This window comes from Arthrobacter sp. MDT2-3 (assembly GCF_059090465.1).
In genome coordinates this window covers 905,691-923,535 of sequence record NZ_JBNHFS010000002.1, presented here as the reverse complement: position 1 = coordinate 923,535, position 17,845 = coordinate 905,691, and the positions used below count along the sequence as shown (strand labels likewise).

The window sequence follows — 17,845 nt, the reverse complement described above, 5'->3', positions numbered from 1 at the left end:
GATTTCCGGTGTGGTCTCACAAGGGCAGGGAGGCAGGAGATTCCAAGGCATTGGCGATGACCCGCTGCAGCTGCAGGGCACTGTTTTTGGTGGATCCGCCCGCATCAACCACAGTGAATCCGGGGTACCAAGGCAGCTCCGTGTAGGCCTTCCGGAACCTCTGGAGATCCTCAAGGCTTTCCTGGTCCTCGCCCCGAAGGGCAATGCGTTCGTACGCCTGCTCAGCCGGGATGTCGAAGTAGACCACAGCCTGGGCCTTCGGCAGCTTTCCCAGCAGGGCTTCCAGCATCCGGTGGCGGCGGATGCCCCGCGTTTTCCGCAGGGCCAGCTGGCAGTACAGATGCCGGTCCATGATGACCAGGCCGTCAAAGCGCCGGGCACGCAGGTGATTGAGCACAACGTTGAAGACCCGCACAGCGGTTTCGAGAATATCCGCGACCTGCACGGGCAGGGGTACAGCGAAGCGCCGGGCCAGGCCGGCGATGGTTTTCCTCCCAGAGTAGTTGCCGAGCACCAGCACCGGCGTGCCGGGCAGAAGGTCCGCCACCTCGCGCGCGGCAGTGGATTTGCCGGCACCATCAATGCCCAGCACGACAATGAGGGCCGATGGTCGTCTCACGCGAAGTGTCATGTCTCTTTCATACAGGGGCGCACTGTGCCTGCGGTTCGGGAAGCCTGTGGGAAGGCTGTGAAAGCAGAAGGCAGCGCCGCCAGGTCAAAGTTGGAGCAGAATAGGGGAGTCTGCACTGGGAGGGAGACTTGGCATGGAGCCTCTAATGGTTGATGGTGGCAAAGGCACGGTGGAGTTGCGTTCCGACGGTGTCATCCACCTTATCTGGGAGCCGCAGGTCCGCATAGAACAACATGACGCCCAGGCAGCGATGGCGGCCGTCAACGCGATAGCAGGGGACAAGACATACCCGATGCTCGTGGACATGGCCACCACCGAAAATGTCACCAGGACGGCGCGTTCGGTGTTTTCCATCCCCTGTGCCGCCAACCGGATCGCGCTGCTCGGTTCCAGTCCGGTGGACCGGATCCTGGCGAACTTCTTCCTGGGCGTCCACGTCCCGCCCTGCCCCACCCGCTTCTTTACCTCCAGGACTGAATCCATGGCCTGGCTGCTGCAGGCCGGGTAATCGTTCCGGTGCAGAGGCCGGTCAGTCAGCGGACGCGCCCCCGGTGCTCTGACGCACCACCAGTTCCGGGGTGAAGACGACTGCGCGGTGCCTCGCGTGCTGGGCTTCAACCTCTTCCGCCAGGAGTTCGATGGCCGTCCTGCCCAGGGCCTCGGTTGGCTGCCGGATGGAGGAGAGGGGCACCACGGCGGAGACTGCGAAGTCGATGTCGTCATAGCCGATCAGTGCGATGTCCTCCGGGATCCGGTAGGTGTGCGTCATGGTGAGTGACTGCATAACGCCGAGCGCCAAGAGGTCGTTGGCGCAGAAGATCCCGTCGGGTAGCCCGCGGCGGTCCCGTTCCACCAGCATGTTGCCGACGCTGCGGCCGGCCAGGACAGTCTGGCCTTCCGAGACCAGCACCTCAAGCGTGGCGTCCGGTTCTTCCTTCACTGCCCGCTGGGCTCCCTGGAGGCGGTCAGCCACCTGGCGGATGGACGTGGAGCCACCCACAAAGGCCAGCCGACGGCGGCCGGTGTCCAGCAGGTGCCTGGCAGCCAAGTAGCCGCCGGCGTCGTCGTCAACGGCCACGGAGGAGAACTTCTCCTCGTCAGCCAGCCGGTCCACGAGGACTGTGGGCACGCCGCGCTCGCGGAGGAGGTCCAGCCGCTCGGTCACGTCGCCCACGGGCGAAATGAGCAGCCCCTGGACGCGCTGCTCCTGGAACAGGTCGATGTAATTGGCCTCACGGCCGGCGTCGTGGCCGCTGTCGCCCAGCAGCACGGCGCTGCCTTGGAGGGCGGCCGCATCCTCGGCGGCGCGCACCACGGAGGTGAAGAAGGGGTTTCCCACGTCCAGGACGATGAGCCCGATGGTGCGGCTGTGTCCGGCGCGGAGCTGGCGTGCCGCATCATTGCGGACGAAACCTAGTTCATCAATGGCACGCAGTACCCGTTCCTTGGTCCGCTGCGAGACTCTGTCCGGGTAGTTCAGCACATTCGAAACAGTGCCCACCGCCACACTGGCGTGGTTGGCTACGTCCTTGATGCTGGCTGAGCGGTTCATGATTCTCCGTGCTGGTGGGCGGAGTGCAGATGCCTCCCGGTCTTGGTGAGGAACAGGTCCCGGAATGCTTGACACCTGCTCACGTTCAAGAGTACTTTGAATCGTAACAATGAAACGATTCAAAGAATTGCAAGTTCAGGAGAGTTCCAAATGAGGGTGTGCTTCCGTTCCTCGGTCCAGCCGGCGCTGATCGACGAATACCGGCGGCGGCACGCTGCCGTGTGGCCGGAGATGCTCCGGGCCCTCAAGGATTCCGGTTGGAACAACTACTCGCTTTTCCTCGGCGAGGACGGGCTCCTGATCGGTTACCTGGAGTGCGACGACTTCGACGCAGCCCGGGCGCGCATGGCCCTCGCGGACGTAAACGCCCGCTGGCAGGCGGAAATGGCCAAGCTTTTCGAAGACACGGACCAGGCGCCCGATGAGGGGTTCCAGGTACTTGAGGAAGTCTTCAACCTCGACAGCCAGCTCGCGGCGGCAGAATCCGCTGCACGCTGACAGTGCAGGCCAGGCACTGTGCGCTCCAGCAGCGGGGCCACGCCGGACACTGCAACACCAACCAGACCACAGCAAGACAAGACACCGGAAAGAACCATCATGAATGACGTAGCAACGGCGCTGGGCAGGCTCGAGGAGCTTGCCATCGAGGTCCCCTCGTGGGCTTATGGAAATTCCGGTACGCGGTTCAAGGTGTTCGGCACGCCCGGCACCCCGCGCACCGTGCAGGAAAAGCTTGCGGATGCGGCGAAGGTCCACGAACTGACCGGCCTGGCTCCCACCGTTGCGCTGCACATCCCATGGGACAAGGTTGATGACTACGCCGCCCTGAAGGAGTACGCTTCCGGGCTGGGTGTTGGTTTGGGCACGATCAACTCCAACACGTTCCAGGATGATGAGTACAAGTTCGGTTCCCTGACCTCGTCCAACGAGACGGTCCGGCGCCGGGCCATCGACCACCACCTGGACTGCATCGAGATTATGCACGCCACGGGTTCGAAGGACCTGAAGATCTGGCTGGCGGACGGCACCAACTACCCGGGGCAGGATGACATGCGCGGCCGCCAGGACCGCCTCGCCGAGTCCCTGCAGGAGATCTACGCCGCCCTGGGCGACGAGCAGCGCCTGGTTCTCGAGTACAAGTTCTTCGAGCCGGCTTTCTACCACACCGATGTTCCGGACTGGGGCACCTCCTACGCCCAGACCCTCGCGCTGGGCGAGAAGGCGTTCGTCTGCCTGGACACCGGCCACCACGCCCCGGGCACGAACATCGAGTTCATCGTGATGCAGCTGCTGCGCCTGGGCAAGCTTGGTTCCTTCGACTTCAACTCGCGCTTCTATGCAGACGACGACCTCATTGTGGGTGCCGCGGACCCGTTCCAGCTCTTCCGGATCATGTACGAGGTGATCCGTGGCGGCGGCTACGGCAAGGATTCCGGTGTTGCGCTGATGCTGGACCAGTGCCACAACCTGGAGGAAAAGATCCCGGGCCAGATCCGGTCGGTCCTGAACGTGCAGGAAATGACGGCCCGGGCGCTGCTGGTGGATACCGCAGCCCTGGCCGAGGCACAGCGCGCCGGGGATGTCCTGGCCGCCAATGGCATCTTCAACGATGCGTTTTACACCGACGTCCGGCCGGTCCTGGCCGAGTGGCGTGAATCCCGCGGCCTGCCCGCGGACCCGATGGCCGCGTTCAAGGCCAGCGGTTACCAGAAGAAGATCAATGAGGACCGCGTAGGCGGCCAGCAAGCCGGATGGGGCGCGTAGAAGCATGAACATGCAGAACACAGGTAACAAGACTGTTGAAGACCTGATTTCGCGTTCCAACCGCCTGGGTGCGGATAAGCGGAACACCAACTTCGCCGGCGGCAACACCTCGGCCAAGGGCACGGAGAAGGACCCGGTGACGGGCGAGGACGTCCAGCTGTTGTGGGTCAAGGGCTCTGGCGGGGACCTCGGCACGCTGAAGGCGGAGAACCTTGCAGTGCTGCGCCTTGACCGTTTGAACGCGCTGAAGAACGTCTACCCCGGTGTTGAGCGTGAGGACGAGATGGTGGCGGCGTTCGATTACTGCCTGCATGGCAAGGGCGGCGCGGCCCCGTCGATCGACACCGCCATGCACGGCCTGGTGGACGCCGCGCACGTGGACCACCTGCACCCGGACTCCGGCATCGCCATTGCCACCGCGGTGGACGGCGAGGCCCTCACCACCAAGATCTTCGGCAACAAGGTCCTCTGGGTACCCTGGCGCCGCCCCGGCTTCCAGCTGGGCCTGGACATTGCCGCCATCAAGGAAGCCAACCCGCAGGCCATCGGCACCATCCTGGGCGGGCACGGCATCACCGCCTGGGGCGCCACGAGCGAAGAAGCAGAGCAGAACTCGCTGTGGATCATCGAACAGGCCGAGAAGTACATCCGGGACAACGGCACGGCCGAACCCTTCGGACCCAAGCTGCCCGGCTACGCAGCACTGCCGGAGGCCGAGCGCCGCACCAAGGCCGCAGCGCTGGCACCGGTGATCCGCGGCCTGGCCTCCACGGACAAGCCTCAGCTGGGGCACTTCAGCGATGACGCCGTCGTCCTGGACTTCCTCGAAGCCGCCGAACACCTGCGCCTGGGCGCCCTGGGCACGTCCTGCCCGGACCACTTCCTGCGCACCAAGGTCAAGCCGCTGATCCTGGACCTGCCCGCCGACGCCTCCATCGAGGACTCGATTACACGGCTGCACGAACTGCACGCGGACTACCGCGAGGACTACCAGGCCTACTACGACCGCCACGCGGACCAGGACAGCCCGGCCCTGCGCGGCGCGGACCCGGCGATCGTGCTGGTTCCCGGCGTCGGCATGTTTTCCTTCGGCGCCAACAAGCAGACCGCCCGCGTCGCCGGCGAGTTCTACATCAACGCCATCAACGTGATGCGCGGCGCCGAAGCCATCTCCACCTACGCCCCCATCGAGGAATCAGAGAAGTTCCGGATCGAGTACTGGGCGCTGGAGGAAGCCAAGCTTGCCCGGATGCCCAAACCCAAGTCCCACGCCACCCGCATCGCCCTGGTCACCGGCGCCGCCTCCGGCATCGGCAAGGCCATCGCCACCCGCCTCGCCGCGGAAGGCGCCTGCGTGGTCATCGCCGACCTGAACCTGGAGAACGCCGAAAAGGTCGCCCAAGAACTCGGCGGGCCGGACGTTGCCATCGGCGTGCAGGCAGACGTCACGGACGAAGCCCAGGTCGCTGCCGCGATCGACGCCGCTGTGCTGGCGTTCGGCGGTGTGGACCTGGTGGTCAACAACGCCGGCCTGTCCATCTCCAAGCCGCTGCTGGAAACCACCGAGAAGGACTGGGACCTGCAGCACAACGTGATGGCCAAGGGCTCGTTCCTGGTGGCCAAGGCCGCGGCGAAGGTCATGATTGCCCAGGGCCTGGGCGGGGACATCATCTACATCTCCTCCAAGAACTCCGTGTTCGCCGGCCCGAACAACATCGCCTACTCCGCCACCAAGGCGGACCAGGCCCACCAGGTGCGCCTGCTCGCCGCGGAACTGGGCGAGCACGGTATCCGCGTCAACGGCATCAACCCCGACGGCGTGGTCCGCGGCTCCGGCATCTTCGCCGGCGGCTGGGGCGCCAAGCGCGCCGCCGTGTATGGGGTGGACGAGGAGAAACTGGGCGAGTACTACGCCCAGCGCACCCTGCTCAAGCGCGAAGTCCTGCCCGAGCACGTGGCCAACGCCGCCGCCGTCCTCACCAGCAACGAACTGTCCCACACCACCGGCCTGCACATCCCCGTGGACGCCGGAGTGGCCGCAGCCTTCCTGCGATGAGCGCCGAACGCACCAACGAAACTGCCCCGGCCCAGGCCGGGGCAGTTTCCGCAGGCCCCGCCAGGGTATTCGCCGCCGTCGACATCGGCGCCTCCTCGGGCCGGGTCATCCTGGGCCGCGTTAATGCCGGCGGGGAAAACAGCGTTGAGCTGGAAGTTGTCCACCGCTTCCCCAACGGCGTGGTGGAGATCGACGGCGGGCTGCGCTGGGACTTCAACGCCCTCTTCGCCGAAGTGCTCAAGGGGCTCTCGGCGGCGGCGACCGTTGCCGCCGTGCAAGGTGAGCGTGTAGCCAGCATCGGCATCGACACCTGGGCCGTGGACTACGGCCTGGTCAACGCCGCCGGCGAACTGACCGCCCAGCCGTTCAGCTACCGGGACGACCGCAGCCGGACCGCTGTGGAGCCGGTGCACCGGAAGCTGGACCCGGCACGGCTGTACGGGACCACGGGGCTGCAGTTCCTGCAGTTCAACACGATCTACCAGCTGGCCAGCGAGCCGGACCTGGATGGCCTCCAGGCGCTCCTGATCCCGGACCTGATCGCGTTCCTCCTGACGGGGCAGCGCCGGACCGAGGCCACCAACGCCTCCACCACGGGCTTGTTCGACGCCGTGGCGGGGGAGTGGGCCACCGAGTTCCTCACTGCGCTGGGTTTGCGGAAGGACCTGTTCCCCCCGCTGGTCCAGCCCGGTGAAACTGTTGGCACCCTCCTGCCGGCCATTGCCGCCCACGTAGGCCTTCCGCAGGACACAAAAGTGGTGGCTGTCGGCTCGCACGACACCGCCTCCGCCGTCGCAGCCGTCCCCGCGAAAGCGGAGGACGGCGAGGAGGACTTTGCCTATATCTCCTCCGGTACCTGGTCCCTGGTGGGGCTTGAGCTGAAGCACCCTGTCCTTACAGAGGCCAGCCGCGAGGCGAACTTCACGAATGAACGCGGCGTTGACGGCACCATCCGCTACCTCCGCAACATGGGCGGCCTCTGGCTCCTCAGCGAATGCCAGCGGACGTGGGCCTCCGAGGGGTTCCGGCCCAAGCTTCCGGCCCTGCTGACCGCGGCTGCGGCTCTGCCGCCCGGCGGGCCACAGATTAACCCGGACGACCCCTACTTCATTGCCCCGGACAACATGCCGGACCGCATCCGCGCCGCGGTCCGCCGCACCGGAGAAGTACTGTCGAACGATCCTGCCGCGATTACCCGCTGCATCATGGACAGCCTGGCCGCCGGCTACGCCCGCACCATCCGCGACGCCGAGCGCCTCGCTGACCGGTCAGTCGACGTGGTGCATGTGGTGGGCGGCGGCTCCCAGAACCGGCTGCTCTGCCAGCTCACCGCCGATGCCACCGGCAGGAAAGTCGTGGCTGGGCCGGTGGAAGCGACAGCGCTGGGCAACGTCCTGGTTCAGGCCCGGGCAGCCGGCGCGGTATCCGGCGGACTGACCGAGTTGCGGAGCCTGGTGGTGCGGTCACACCAGCTCCAGATGTTCACCCCGGAGCTGTCGCGCCTGTAGGTCCTGCGCAGGCAAAGATCCGCAACGCGCGGACGCATGACGCCACGTCGCTGAACGCGGCGTCATGCGGCCGTACCGGGACTATGCGGCCGCCCCTAAGATCTTCGAGAAGTGTCTCGCCGGCCTGTAAGCAGTGCCATAGACCATGCCAACTACCTGACAGGACCGGATAGCCCATGCCACTCTTCGACCTTCCCTTGGCCCAGCTCCGCAACTACACCTCGGACGTGACGCCGCCCGCCGACTTCACTTCCTTCTGGGACGCCACAATCGCCGAAACCCGGGCCTTTCCGTTGAATGCATCCTTTGAACCGGTGGAGAACTACTTGTCGGTCATCGATACCTTCGATGCCACGTTCGCCGGTTATGGGGGCGCCGCCATCAAGGGCTGGCTGCACCTCCCCGCCAACAGGGCCGCTGGAACAAGGTTGCCGGTAGTGGTGCAGTATGTGGGCTACTCCGGCGGCCGCGGCCTGGTCAACCAGGACACGAAGTGGGCGCAGGCAGGCTACGCGCACTTCATCATGGACACCCGCGGCCAGGGCTACGGCGGCACCCTGGGTGAGACGCCCGACCCGCACCCCTCCGCCGGCGGCGTGGCCCACGCAGGCCTGATGACCAGGGGCATCGCAAGCCGGGAAGACTACTACTACCGCCGGGTCTATGTGGACGCTTTCCGGGCCGTGGAAGCGGTCCAAAGCCATCCGGAGATCGATCCGGCACAGGTGGTTCTCGCCGGCGTCAGCCAGGGCGGCGGCATCGTGGTTGCCACCGCAGGCTTGGCTGCGGGACGGCTCGACGGCGTGATCGCCGCGCTGCCCGATGTTCCGTTCCTGCAGGACTTCCCGCGCGCCATCGACATCACCCCGCGCGGCCCGTACCCGGAGATCGCCCAGTTCCTGGCCCGGCACCGGGACCAATACGAACCGATGCTCGCGGTCCTGAGCTATTTCGACGGCGTCAACCTGGCGCGCCTGGCAACGGCGCCGGCCTTGTACTCCGCAGCCCAGATGGACGATATCTGCCCGCCGTCCACCGTCTTCGCCAGCTTCAATGCCTACGGCTCCGGCACTCCGGATTCATCCGGCACCGGAGCCGTCAAGGAGATTGAGGTCTACCGGTTCAACAACCACGAAGGCGGCCAGGAACACCACTGGATCCGGCAGCTGCTGTTTCTTCGCAAAATTTTGGGGTAAGTTTCTTCTGCGGGCATGAGAAAGCGGTTTCTCAGCCCGGTAGACAAGGAAGCAATGAAGAAACTGGGCAGGCTCAGCGTTCTCGGCTACGGGGCCGGCGATGCGGCCAACAGCATGATCATCAGTACCGGGAACATGTTCCTGCTTGTTTATTACACCGATGTAGCGGGGATCGGGGCAGCGGCGGCAGGAACGCTGCTGCTCGTTGCGCGGGTCTTTAACGCCTTCACGGACATAGCGGCCGGCCGCATCGTGGACCGTGTGCCAAGCAAGCGGTGGGGAAAGTTCCGCCCGTTCCTGATGTTCGGCTTCATTCCCCTGCTGCTGAGTGTGGCGGTGTTCCATGTTCCGGACGTCGACCCGTCCCTGAAACTGCTGTACGCCTACTGCACCTACGCCCTGGTGTGTGTTGCCTACAGCATGGTCAATGTGCCTTACGGGTGCCTGGTGGGGGCCATGACCCAGGACGCCAAGGAACGCGCCAGGCTCGGTGGTGCCCGTACCATCGGCGGCCTCTCGGTGGGGGCCACCCTCGGCTTTTTCATTGCACCGCTCCTCGGTGCCGGCCAGGACATGCAGCAGATCTTTACCTGGCTGACCATCACCTTCGCCGTCGTTGGCTCACTGCTCTATTGCTTCACGGGCATAGTGTGCGTTGAGCAGGTCCCCGGCAGCGTCCCCAAGATCACCCTTCGCCAGAGCGTGGCAGCCCTCAAGGCAAACTCACCGCTGGTGATCCTTTGCGTGAGTTCCGTCCTTTTCGTCACCGGAACTTCTGCCACCGGCGCCTCCCAGTTCTACTACCTCCGGGACGTCCTGTCCCGGGTGGACCTCTTCCCCGTCATGGCCGCAGCCCAAGTGGTGATCACGCTGACGCTGGCTGTCCTGATGCCGGTTCCGGTGGCCCGATGGGGCAAGCGGGCCGTCTACAGTGTTGGCGGCGGATTCGGGGCGATGGGCGGAGCGCTGGTCTTCCTGGCCCCCGCGGACATGCCATTGCTCGGCCTGGCGGGCCTCGTGCTGGGGCTCCTTGCTTCGGCGTCCGTCAGCATCGTGACCTGGGCCCTGATCGCCGACACCGTGGAATACGGTGAATGGAAAACGGGAGTCCGGGTCCAGGGAATCAACTACGCGCTCCTGGCCGCCACCCGGAAGCTCGGTATGGGATTCGGCGCCGCCGTCGTCGCTTTCTCACTGGCTTGGGGCGGCTACGTTTCGGGGATAGCGGAGCAGTCTGATACTGCCACCCTCGCCATCAGGGCGGCGGCAGGGCTGCTGCCGGGGGCACTGGTGCTGGCCTCCGTCGGGATTATGTACTGGTACCGCCTGACCGACCAGAAGCACGCGGAGCTGGTGGCAAGCCTGTCGCGGGATGCGACGTAACAGTTTGCGGCCACAGCGGCCCGCGGTTATGGTTCATGGCATGACAAACCGTTGGTATGCGTATTTTTCGTTGGCTCTGGAGGGGCCCGCGTCTAACTGACACGCATCCAACTTTCCTTCAGAGCCAACAGGGCAGAGATCATTCTCTGCCCTTCGCCGTTTCTCCGGCGGGTTCTGATCTGGGCCCGCTTCCTATCTGGAACAGGACCCGAACATGAGCACCGCAACAGCCCCCGCAAATGCCACCGCAGCCCGCCCCCTTGGTGAAGCTGCAGCGAAATTGACGTCGAACCTGCGCGTCAGCGAATTCACCGCCCTGCCCACGCCGCAGGAACTCATCGCTGAACTGCCGCTGGACGCCCGCGTGGCGGACGTCGTGGAACGCGGACGTGACGAAGTCCGCGCCATCATGGACGGTGTGGATGACCGCCTGCTGGTGATCGTGGGGCCGTGCTCCATCCACGATCCCAAGGCCGGGCTGGAGTACGCGCGGCGGCTGGTCAGCCAGGCCGAGAAGCACAAGGAGGACCTGCTGATCGTGATGCGGGCCTACTTCGAAAAGCCCCGCACCACGGTGGGCTGGAAGGGCCTGATCAACGATCCCCGCCTGGACGGCAGCCACGACATGGTGACCGGCCTTCGCACGGCGCGGCACTTCCTGCAGCAGGTCACCGCGCTCGGGCTCCCCACAGCCACCGAATTCCTGGAGCCCATCAGCCCGCAGTACATGGCGGACCTTATCTCCTGGGGCGCCATCGGGGCCCGCACCACCGAGAGCCAGATCCACCGGCAGCTCGCCTCCGGGCTCTCCATGCCCATTGGCTTCAAAAACGGGACCGACGGCGACCTCCAGGTTGCCATCGACGCCTGCGGTGCTGCCGCGGCGGCCCAGGCTTTCCTTGGTATCGACGGCGATGGCCGGGCCGCGCTCGTGGCCACGGCGGGAAACCCTGACACGCACGTCATCCTCCGTGGCGGACGCAAGGGGCCCAATTACTCTGCTGCCGACGTCGAGGCTGCAACAGCCAAGCTCGCCGGCAAGCAGCTGACCCCGCGCCTCATCGTTGACGCCAGCCACGCCAACAGCGGAAAGAGCCACCACCGCCAGGCAGAAGTAGCGCTGGAGATCGGCGCGCAGCTCGAGGACGGCGGCGCTTCCGCGCAGGCAATTGCCGGCGTCATGCTGGAAAGCTTCCTGGTGGGCGGCGCGCAGAACCTCGATGTTGCCGAGCACGCGGCCGGCCGGTCGGAGCTGGTGTACGGGCAGAGCGTGACCGATGCCTGCATGGACTGGGACGTTTCGGTCTCGGTGCTGGACCAGCTGGCCGCCTCCGCCCGCAAGCGTAGAAGGTAGGCGCCCGCTGCGGAGTGGCGGAGTAAATAGGGGGACAGTACTACTTTCACTTTGGCCACAGGAACATCTAGAGTATCTAGAAGGTGGTTGGTGGATGGCTCAGCATCGTAACACCGCATTGGCACGTACCTGGGGTCACTGTTGTCCATCCGTCAGCAAAGGAAAATAGGGAAATGTCGGCAGAACAGAACTTCTCCAACGCGAAGTTCCTGACCGTGGCAGAAGTAGCCCAGGTCATGCGCGTCTCCAAAATGACTGTCTACCGGCTGGTCCACTCCGGAGAGATGCCGGCAGTGCGGTTCGGCCGCTCCTACCGGGTACCCGAAGCCGCCGTTGAGCAGTACCTCAAGGGCGCCGTGGTGGACGGCCACACCGAAACCGCCTGAGTCGTTTCGTCGCATTCGCCGTGTTTTCGCCGGTCGCAGCCGGACCGGTCAGAAGCGGCTCCGGATAAGCGGTACCCTGTTAAGGAACGTTTTACGTCATTGTAAGAATCTGTCAGTTGTTCAGTTCGTAGCTCTGTCCACGAACACTTTCCATCAGACAGGTACTGCATCTAGTTTGTAAGGAACTTTCGTGGGTTCAGTTATTAAGAAGCGTCGCAAGCGTATGGCCAAGAAGAAGCACCGCAAGCTGCTTCGCAAGACCCGTCACCAGCGCCGCAACAAGAAGTAGAGATACTTCGAACAGCGTGGAAATGCCCGTCGCCTTCCGAGGTGGCGGGCATTTTGTTTTTGCCCTGCCCGTTATGCCGGTGCCCGTTATGCCTTGGTGCCCGTTATGCCCGGGGACCCCGGATGCGGGCGAAGCCTTTCCAGAGTCCGTAGACGGCGCCGCCGGCAGTGGCTGCCTTGAGGCCGAAGGTGGCTGCGCGGCGGCCTGCCCGGAAGTCGTAAACGGGCCAGTTGTTGTCGCGGGCGTGGCGGCGGAGGCGGGCGTCCGGGTTGATGGCCACCGGATGGCCCACCAGGCTAAGCAGCGGGATGTCATTGAAGGAGTCGCTGTAGGCCCAGCAGCGCTTCAGGTCCAGTTCTTCGGCATCCGCCACTGCCTGGACAGCCACAGCTTTCGCGGAGCCGTGCAGGATGTCTCCCACCAGGCGGCCGGTGTACATGCCTTCCGAGATCTCCCCGACCGTCCCCAGGGCTCCCGTGAGTCCCAGCCGGGTGGAGATCACAGTGGCAACTTCTATGGGGGTCGCAGTGACCAGCCACACCCGCCGGCCCACCCGCAGGTGCTGCTCGGCCAAGGCCTTGGCGCCCGGCCAGATCCGTGACGCGATCATCTCGTCGTAGACCTCTTCGCCGAGGGCCTTGACGTCGTCAACCGTGATGCCTGCGGCCAGGGTCAGCGCGGAGTCGCGGACAGCGTGGACGTCGTCCATGTTTTCGCCGCGGGCCACGAACTTGAACTGCTTCCAGGCGAACCCGGCAGCCTGGCCCATGGTGAAGGCTCCGCGCTGGTGCATCTTGCGGGCAACATGGAAGAGGCTGGCGCCGCGCATGAGGGTGTTGTCCACATCGAAGAACGCCGCCTCGCCGGGTTGCGGCGCCGCAACCGGCTTGGTGACTACGGCGACGTACTTCTCCTCGGGCATGGTGTCGAGTCTAGTCAATCCAGTCGGTGGACACTGTCGGCGTCGCGGGGCACAGTCAACGGGGCTACGGTTAAGTCATGGCAACACCGCACGTCGTCCTGATCACCAAAGCTGACTGCCACCTGTGCGAAGAGGCGCGCGACGCCGTCGGCCGGGTTACTGCCTCGCTGGGCCTTGAGTGGACGGAAGAGCTGGTGGACCACCAGCCGGAACTGCGGGACCGCTATGCCGAGGAAATCCCGGTAGTGCTGGTGGACGGCGTGCAGCGCGACTTCTGGAAGATCGATGAGATCCGGCTGGAACGCGTGCTTCAGCGGGCCATGGCAGAGTAGGGGAGCAGCACCGGTGACCGCGCGTGCTTTGTGGCCGGCTGCTTTGTTGGCATCGGCCGGAGGGCTCTAGAGTGGAGTCACAACGCGATGCGAGGGAGGGGCTGGTGGCTTCGCTGGATTCAACTCCCCAGGCTGTCCCGGATCTTCCGGGTACCACTGGCACGCCAGCCAAACAGATTCCGCCCGCAGCGGTGGCCCGGCTGACGCTCTATCTGCGTGCCCTGAACACCCTGCTTGCCGAGGGAGTGGAGCGCGTTTCCTCCGAATCCCTGGCCGAAGCCTCAGGCGTCAGTTCCGCCACACTGCGCAAGGACCTGTCCCACGTGGGCTCCTACGGTACCCGCGGTGTTGGCTACGAGGTGCAGTACTTGAGCCGCCACATCGCGGCGGCACTCGGACTGACGCACGACTGGAAGGTCGCCATCGTCGGCGCAGGCAACCTTGGCAAGGCCCTGGCACGTTACGGCGGATTCGAATCCCGCGGGTTCGACGTCGTGGCCATTTTCGACGCCGACCAGATGGTGGTGGGCAACGAGGTGGGGTGGCTGCGCGTCAGCGACGTAGCCGACCTGGAAACCGTGCTGCACCGGACCGGAGCGAACATGGTGGTGCTGGCGCTGCCGGCGGCCGTGGCACAGGATGTCTGCGACCGCGTGGTGGCCGCCGGCGTCCGCAGCGTCCTGAGCTTCGCCCCCGTGATGCTCCAGGTGCCGGAGGGGGTCAACCTCCGCAAGGTGGACATGGCCACCGAACTGCAGATCCTGGCCTACCACGCACAACGGGCGCAGGCCCCGGGGCAGACCGCCTAGATTTCTCAGGCGGTTCCGGGGCCCACGCCCGCAGGTGTGGGAAGTGCGTAAACCTACCGGCCGTAGGGGTTGCCCAAGCCGCCACCGTAAGGGTTGGCGAAGGGCTGCTGCTTCCGGAAGTACGGGGCAGCCGCCGGCAGGTACAGCAGGACGATGGCGGCGATCCCCAGAAGGGTGCCGATGGTTCCAATGCTGGGAGGACCGAAGAGGCTGAAGATGGACAGTGCAGCGAACACCGTACCCAGGATGCGCGCCCAGTTCTTGCCCTTGCGGACAAAGAAGGCCACCAGCAGGTAGAGCCCTGCGCCGAGGATGGCGAAGACCACCAGGGTGCCGGCGATGACGCCCTTGATGTCCTCGTAGGTGACGCCCGCTCCGCTGCCCTCCATTTGCTGCTCAAAGGTCTGGCGGAATACCGGGTCGTCCAGCTGGGTGAGCCCGGTGAGCATGGAGATGACGAAGATGGCGGCCGAGGCGATCAGCAGCCAGAACGAGATGTTGACCAGCTGCGGCACCCCGTTGCTGCCTGTGGGCTGCGGCTGCTCCGAAGGGTACTGCGCGTACGGGGACTGCCCGTAAGGCTGCTGACCGTACGGCTGCTGGCCAAAGCCCGGAGCCTGCGGCGGGTTCTGGCCATACTGTGGAGTGTTTTGCCCGTACTGCGGGGCGCCGGACTGGCCGTACTGGGGAGCGTTCTGTCCGTACTGCGGGGCGTTTTCCCCGTAGCGCGGCTGCTGGTTGCCCTGCTCGGGATCGTTGGGCACGGGAGGCGGGACGGGAGGATTACTCATGAGCTGTCCTTTGGCATGTCGGGTTCTGGTAGGCTGCCGGGTTTCGGTCCTGTGCCCTACCCCCAGCATGGCTTAAGTCCACCGTACCCCCGGACTGGCGGCAGATGGGTCATTCCAGGGAGGTATTCCGCCCCCTGCTCGGCAGTTGCCCTGCGATGCCTTGCTAACCCTTGTTCCCCCGCGCTGCAAACCATGCCTGCGAGTTCGGCAGCCAGAGCAGGACCGTTGCTGCGAGGCTGATCAGGAAGCCCGCCCAGTTGCCGCCCTGGCCAACACGCATGGCCAGGTTGACCAGGGCGAGGACCAGGGTGACGCCCGTCAGGACTGTGAGGGCCAGCCGGGCCCACTGCTTCCCCTCTTTCATCTTGAGGGCAAAGACGATCTGCGCGGCTCCCACGGCCGCCGCCAGCAGCATCAGCAACAGAACCAGCGCGGCCGCAGCGGGCGCCGCCGCGAAAAGCACCAGCGAGGCAAGCATGCCCAGCAGTCCGCCCAGGAGGCCGAGGATGCCGCCCAGGAACCAGATCCAGAACGAGACCTTGAGCTCAGTGGGAAGTCCCGCCACCGAGAACATGCCGGCAAATCCGTTGCGGGGCCCCGTGCTGTCAAAGTTGCTCATGGCCATCACTGTAGCCCCGCCCCGGCGGCGGCACGGCGAGGCCCGGTGCGCAGGGACTGCCCCTGCGCACCGGGCCACGGTTTCACTGCGCAGGCCGGGACGGCGAAAGCCATCAATGACAGAACCCCGGCACCGGCGCGAAGGCCGGTGCCGGGGTTCCGGCGGAAAGGATGACTAGGCTGCGGGAGCGATGAAGGCGAGCTCGAGGTTGATGGCAACCTTGTCGCTCACCAGGACGCCGCCGGTCTCGAGGACAGCGTTCCAGGTCAGGCCGAAGTCCTTGCGGCTGATGGTGGTTTCAGCGGAAACACCGGCGCGGGTGTTGCCGAATGGGTCCACGGCCACACCATTGAACTCGGTTTCCAGGGTGACCGGGCGGGTGACACCCTTAATGGTCAGGTCGCCGGTCAGCTCGTAGCTGTTGCCCTTGGCCACCAGGCCGTTGGAGACGAAGGACATCTCGGGGAACTTCTCCACGTCGAAGAAGTCTTCACCCTTGACGTGGCCGTCGCGGTTGGCGTCGCCCGAGTCGAAGCTGGCGGTGTTGATGGTGGCGTTGATCCGGGATTCCGCCACGTCCTCGCTCAGTTCCAGGGTTGCTGCTGCTTCCTTGAACTGGCCGCGGACCTTGCTGATGCCTGCGTGGCGGACGGTGAAGCCGATCTCGCTGTGGGAGTTGTCGAGGGTCCAGGTGCCGGTGGTGACGTCTGCGGGAAGTGCCATGATGTTGCTCCTTTGGGGTGTTACCAGTTGACGGTCTTGCCGTTGAACCTTCATCGGTTGAAGTCTCAACTAACTGCTGCATCTACTATAAACATGCATATGCATCTTTTGTTCCCGACTCCGGAACATTTCTTCATAAATTTCAGTTCTACTGGATGTAGAAGATTTCGGATCGAACGCCATATTTGAGAAACTGGTAAACATGCCCCAAGCCACTGTCCACCTGCTCCGCCACGGCGAGGTCCATAATCCTGATGGCGTTTTGTACGGAAGGCTGCCCGAATTCCACCTCTCCGAGCTAGGGCTGGAGATGGCACGCACCCTCGCTGAGCACTTCCGGCAGCGCTCCGAAAACGGGGCCCGTATCACGTACCTGGCCGCCTCGCCGCTGGACCGCGCGCAGGAAACTGCACGGCCGACGTCGGACGCCCTGCATCTGCCCATCCACACGGAGGAACGGATCATCGAGGCGGAAAACTACTTCGAGGGCATGAAGGTCAGCAAGGCGGAACTGCGCAGGCCCAAGCACTGGCCGCGGCTGGTCAACCCCCTCCGGCCCTCCTGGGGCGAGCCGTACAAGCAGCAGGCGGCAAGGGTTATGGCAGCGGCACAGGAGGCACGCCTCCGCGCTATCGAGCTGGCCGACGGCGACTTCGGAGCAGAGGGGCCCGAAGCGATCATGGTCAGCCACCAGCTTCCCATCTGGGCCACCCGCTTGAGCGCGGAAGGCAAGCCCCTGTGGCACGACCCGCGAAAGCGTGAGTGCACACTCACCTCCATCACGTCGCTGATGTTCGACGACGACGGCACCCTGGTGCGCGTCGTGTACAGCGAACCCGCGGCGTCCCTTCTTCCCGGTGCAGCCAGCACCCCTGGAGCCTAGAAGTGACTGACAGTTCTATCCAAAAGGGCCGGCCCGGCCTGGCCGTCAGCTCCCGCCGCAGCGTCCTTGCTGCCGGCGGCCTGGCGCTGACCGCGATCGCCCTGGGCCTTTCGGCATGTGCCCAGGAAGATGCCCTTGCGGAACAGGCAAGGGCCGGGGACAACAAGAACTATGTGGCCGGCGACGGCTCCGTCACGGAGTTCGCGGCGGGCGACCGGAAGTCCGCGCTCCAGATCAACGGCACGCTGTTCAACGGAACCACGGTTGCGCCGGCTGACCTCCAGGGCAAGGTCACCGTCCTGAACTTCTGGTTCGCGGCCTGCGCCCCGTGCCGGGTTGAGGCGCCCATCCTCGAAGAGCTCCACCAGGAATTCAAGCCCCAGGGCGTACAGTTCTACGGCGTCAACCTGCGGGACGAGAAGGCCACCGCGGAAGCCTTCGATAAGTCCTTCAACCTGACCTACCCCAGCTTCGACGACAAGGACGGCGGCGTCCTGCTGGCAGTCTCCGGCCTGGTTCCGCCAGGCGCAGTCCCCACGACCCTCGTGCTGGACAAGCAGGGGCGCGTGGCCTCCCGCGTCCTCGGCGAGATCCAGAAGGGCACCCTGAAAGCCCTCATCGCTGCCGCCGTGGCAGAGTAGCGCAGA

20 protein-coding genes are annotated in these 17,845 nt (G+C 65.1%); 14 read left to right on the top strand and 6 right to left on the bottom strand.

All coding sequences use genetic code 11. The annotated features are described in order from the left end of the window. Positions 1 to 16: 16 nt before the first annotated feature. A complete protein-coding gene (locus AC5RUQ_RS09960) occupies positions 17 to 631 on the bottom strand; it encodes an AAA family ATPase (protein WP_493947150.1) in 615 nt (204 codons plus the stop codon). A gap of 133 nt (positions 632 to 764) precedes the next feature. On the opposite strand from AC5RUQ_RS09960, the gene AC5RUQ_RS09955 reads away from it, so the two are divergent. After that, a complete protein-coding gene (locus AC5RUQ_RS09955) occupies positions 765 to 1,139 on the top strand; it encodes a DUF7793 family protein (RefSeq protein WP_493947149.1) in 375 nt (124 codons plus the stop codon). Between the two features lie 21 nt (positions 1,140 to 1,160). Here AC5RUQ_RS09955 and AC5RUQ_RS09950 read toward each other — a convergent pair whose 3' ends face one another. Further along, complete coding sequence (locus AC5RUQ_RS09950) at positions 1,161 to 2,183, bottom strand: LacI family DNA-binding transcriptional regulator (RefSeq protein WP_493947148.1); 1,023 nt, start codon at positions 2,181 to 2,183, stop codon at positions 1,161 to 1,163. 150 nt (positions 2,184 to 2,333) lie between these two features. Between AC5RUQ_RS09950 and AC5RUQ_RS09945 the strand changes: the two genes are divergently transcribed. The 9 genes from AC5RUQ_RS09945 (at position 2,334) to AC5RUQ_RS09905 (ending at position 12,119) form a co-directional block, all read left to right on the top strand. Next, the gene (locus tag AC5RUQ_RS09945; protein ID WP_493947147.1) at positions 2,334 to 2,681 is read left to right on the top strand and encodes an L-rhamnose mutarotase; all 348 of its coding nucleotides are present in this window, start codon (positions 2,334 to 2,336) and stop codon (positions 2,679 to 2,681) included. Between the two features lie 99 nt (positions 2,682 to 2,780). Further along, on the top strand, positions 2,781 to 3,947 hold the full coding sequence (gene rhaI / locus AC5RUQ_RS09940; RefSeq protein ID WP_493947146.1) for an L-rhamnose isomerase: 1,167 nt from the start codon (positions 2,781 to 2,783) through the stop codon (positions 3,945 to 3,947). A gap of 4 nt (positions 3,948 to 3,951) precedes the next feature. Continuing rightward, positions 3,952 to 6,003 carry a bifunctional aldolase/short-chain dehydrogenase gene (locus tag AC5RUQ_RS09935; protein ID WP_493947145.1) on the top strand — a complete coding sequence of 684 codons (2,052 nt, stop codon included), beginning with the start codon at positions 3,952 to 3,954 and terminating at the stop codon, positions 6,001 to 6,003. Then, positions 6,000 to 7,511 carry a rhamnulokinase gene (locus AC5RUQ_RS09930; protein WP_493947144.1) on the top strand — a complete coding sequence of 504 codons (1,512 nt, stop codon included), beginning with the start codon at positions 6,000 to 6,002 and terminating at the stop codon, positions 7,509 to 7,511. Before AC5RUQ_RS09935 ends, AC5RUQ_RS09930 begins: the two co-directional genes overlap by 4 nt. A 176-nt stretch (positions 7,512 to 7,687) precedes the next feature. Next, complete coding sequence (locus tag AC5RUQ_RS09925) at positions 7,688 to 8,707, top strand: acetylxylan esterase (protein ID WP_493947143.1); 1,020 nt, start codon at positions 7,688 to 7,690, stop codon at positions 8,705 to 8,707. A 15-nt stretch (positions 8,708 to 8,722) separates the two neighbouring features. After that, positions 8,723 to 10,090, top strand: coding sequence for a glycoside-pentoside-hexuronide (GPH):cation symporter (locus AC5RUQ_RS09920; RefSeq protein ID WP_493947142.1), 1,368 nt, complete (start codon positions 8,723 to 8,725; stop codon positions 10,088 to 10,090). Between the two features lie 214 nt (positions 10,091 to 10,304). Beyond that, complete coding sequence (locus AC5RUQ_RS09915) at positions 10,305 to 11,444, top strand: 3-deoxy-7-phosphoheptulonate synthase (RefSeq protein WP_493947141.1); 1,140 nt, start codon at positions 10,305 to 10,307, stop codon at positions 11,442 to 11,444. A gap of 173 nt (positions 11,445 to 11,617) precedes the next feature. Beyond that, positions 11,618 to 11,830: a helix-turn-helix domain-containing protein gene (locus AC5RUQ_RS09910; protein ID WP_163166742.1), complete on the top strand. Its 213-nt coding sequence runs from the start codon at positions 11,618 to 11,620 to the stop codon at positions 11,828 to 11,830. 190 nt (positions 11,831 to 12,020) lie between these two features. Next, positions 12,021 to 12,119 (top strand): 30S ribosomal protein bS22, encoded by a 99-nt coding sequence (locus tag AC5RUQ_RS09905; protein WP_003792170.1) that lies wholly within the window; start codon positions 12,021 to 12,023, stop codon positions 12,117 to 12,119. A gap of 103 nt (positions 12,120 to 12,222) precedes the next feature. Here the strand turns inward: AC5RUQ_RS09905 and AC5RUQ_RS09900 are convergent, their stop codons facing one another. Continuing rightward, a complete protein-coding gene (locus AC5RUQ_RS09900) occupies positions 12,223 to 13,041 on the bottom strand; it encodes an HAD family hydrolase (RefSeq protein ID WP_493947140.1) in 819 nt (272 codons plus the stop codon). A 77-nt stretch (positions 13,042 to 13,118) separates the two neighbouring features. On the opposite strand from AC5RUQ_RS09900, the gene AC5RUQ_RS09895 reads away from it, so the two are divergent. Further along, positions 13,119 to 13,373 carry a glutaredoxin family protein gene (locus AC5RUQ_RS09895; protein WP_493947139.1) on the top strand — a complete coding sequence of 85 codons (255 nt, stop codon included), beginning with the start codon at positions 13,119 to 13,121 and terminating at the stop codon, positions 13,371 to 13,373. A 104-nt stretch (positions 13,374 to 13,477) separates the two neighbouring features. Then, positions 13,478 to 14,182 carry a redox-sensing transcriptional repressor Rex gene (locus AC5RUQ_RS09890; protein WP_163166736.1) on the top strand — a complete coding sequence of 235 codons (705 nt, stop codon included), beginning with the start codon at positions 13,478 to 13,480 and terminating at the stop codon, positions 14,180 to 14,182. A gap of 53 nt (positions 14,183 to 14,235) precedes the next feature. On the opposite strand, the gene AC5RUQ_RS09885 is transcribed toward AC5RUQ_RS09890, so the two are convergent. From AC5RUQ_RS09885 to AC5RUQ_RS09875, 3 genes are all read right to left on the bottom strand, one after another. Then, a complete protein-coding gene (locus AC5RUQ_RS09885) occupies positions 14,236 to 14,973 on the bottom strand; it encodes a hypothetical protein (RefSeq protein WP_493947138.1) in 738 nt (245 codons plus the stop codon). Positions 14,974 to 15,136: 163 nt separating this feature from the next. Continuing rightward, positions 15,137 to 15,592, bottom strand: coding sequence for a hypothetical protein (locus AC5RUQ_RS09880; protein ID WP_493947137.1), 456 nt, complete (start codon positions 15,590 to 15,592; stop codon positions 15,137 to 15,139). 174 nt (positions 15,593 to 15,766) lie between these two features. Beyond that, on the bottom strand, positions 15,767 to 16,315 hold the full coding sequence (locus tag AC5RUQ_RS09875) for a YceI family protein (protein ID WP_493947136.1): 549 nt from the start codon (positions 16,313 to 16,315) through the stop codon (positions 15,767 to 15,769). A 202-nt stretch (positions 16,316 to 16,517) separates the two neighbouring features. Here AC5RUQ_RS09875 and AC5RUQ_RS09870 point away from each other — a divergent pair, with 202 nt between their 5' ends. Together AC5RUQ_RS09870 and AC5RUQ_RS09865 are read left to right on the top strand one after the other, a co-directional pair. Further along, on the top strand, positions 16,518 to 17,198 hold the full coding sequence (locus AC5RUQ_RS09870) for a histidine phosphatase family protein (RefSeq protein ID WP_493947135.1): 681 nt from the start codon (positions 16,518 to 16,520) through the stop codon (positions 17,196 to 17,198). Between the two features lie 38 nt (positions 17,199 to 17,236). Next, positions 17,237 to 17,839, top strand: a complete 603-nt coding sequence (locus AC5RUQ_RS09865) for a TlpA family protein disulfide reductase (protein WP_493947200.1) — start codon at positions 17,237 to 17,239, stop codon at positions 17,837 to 17,839. Positions 17,840 to 17,845: the final 6 nt, after the last annotated feature.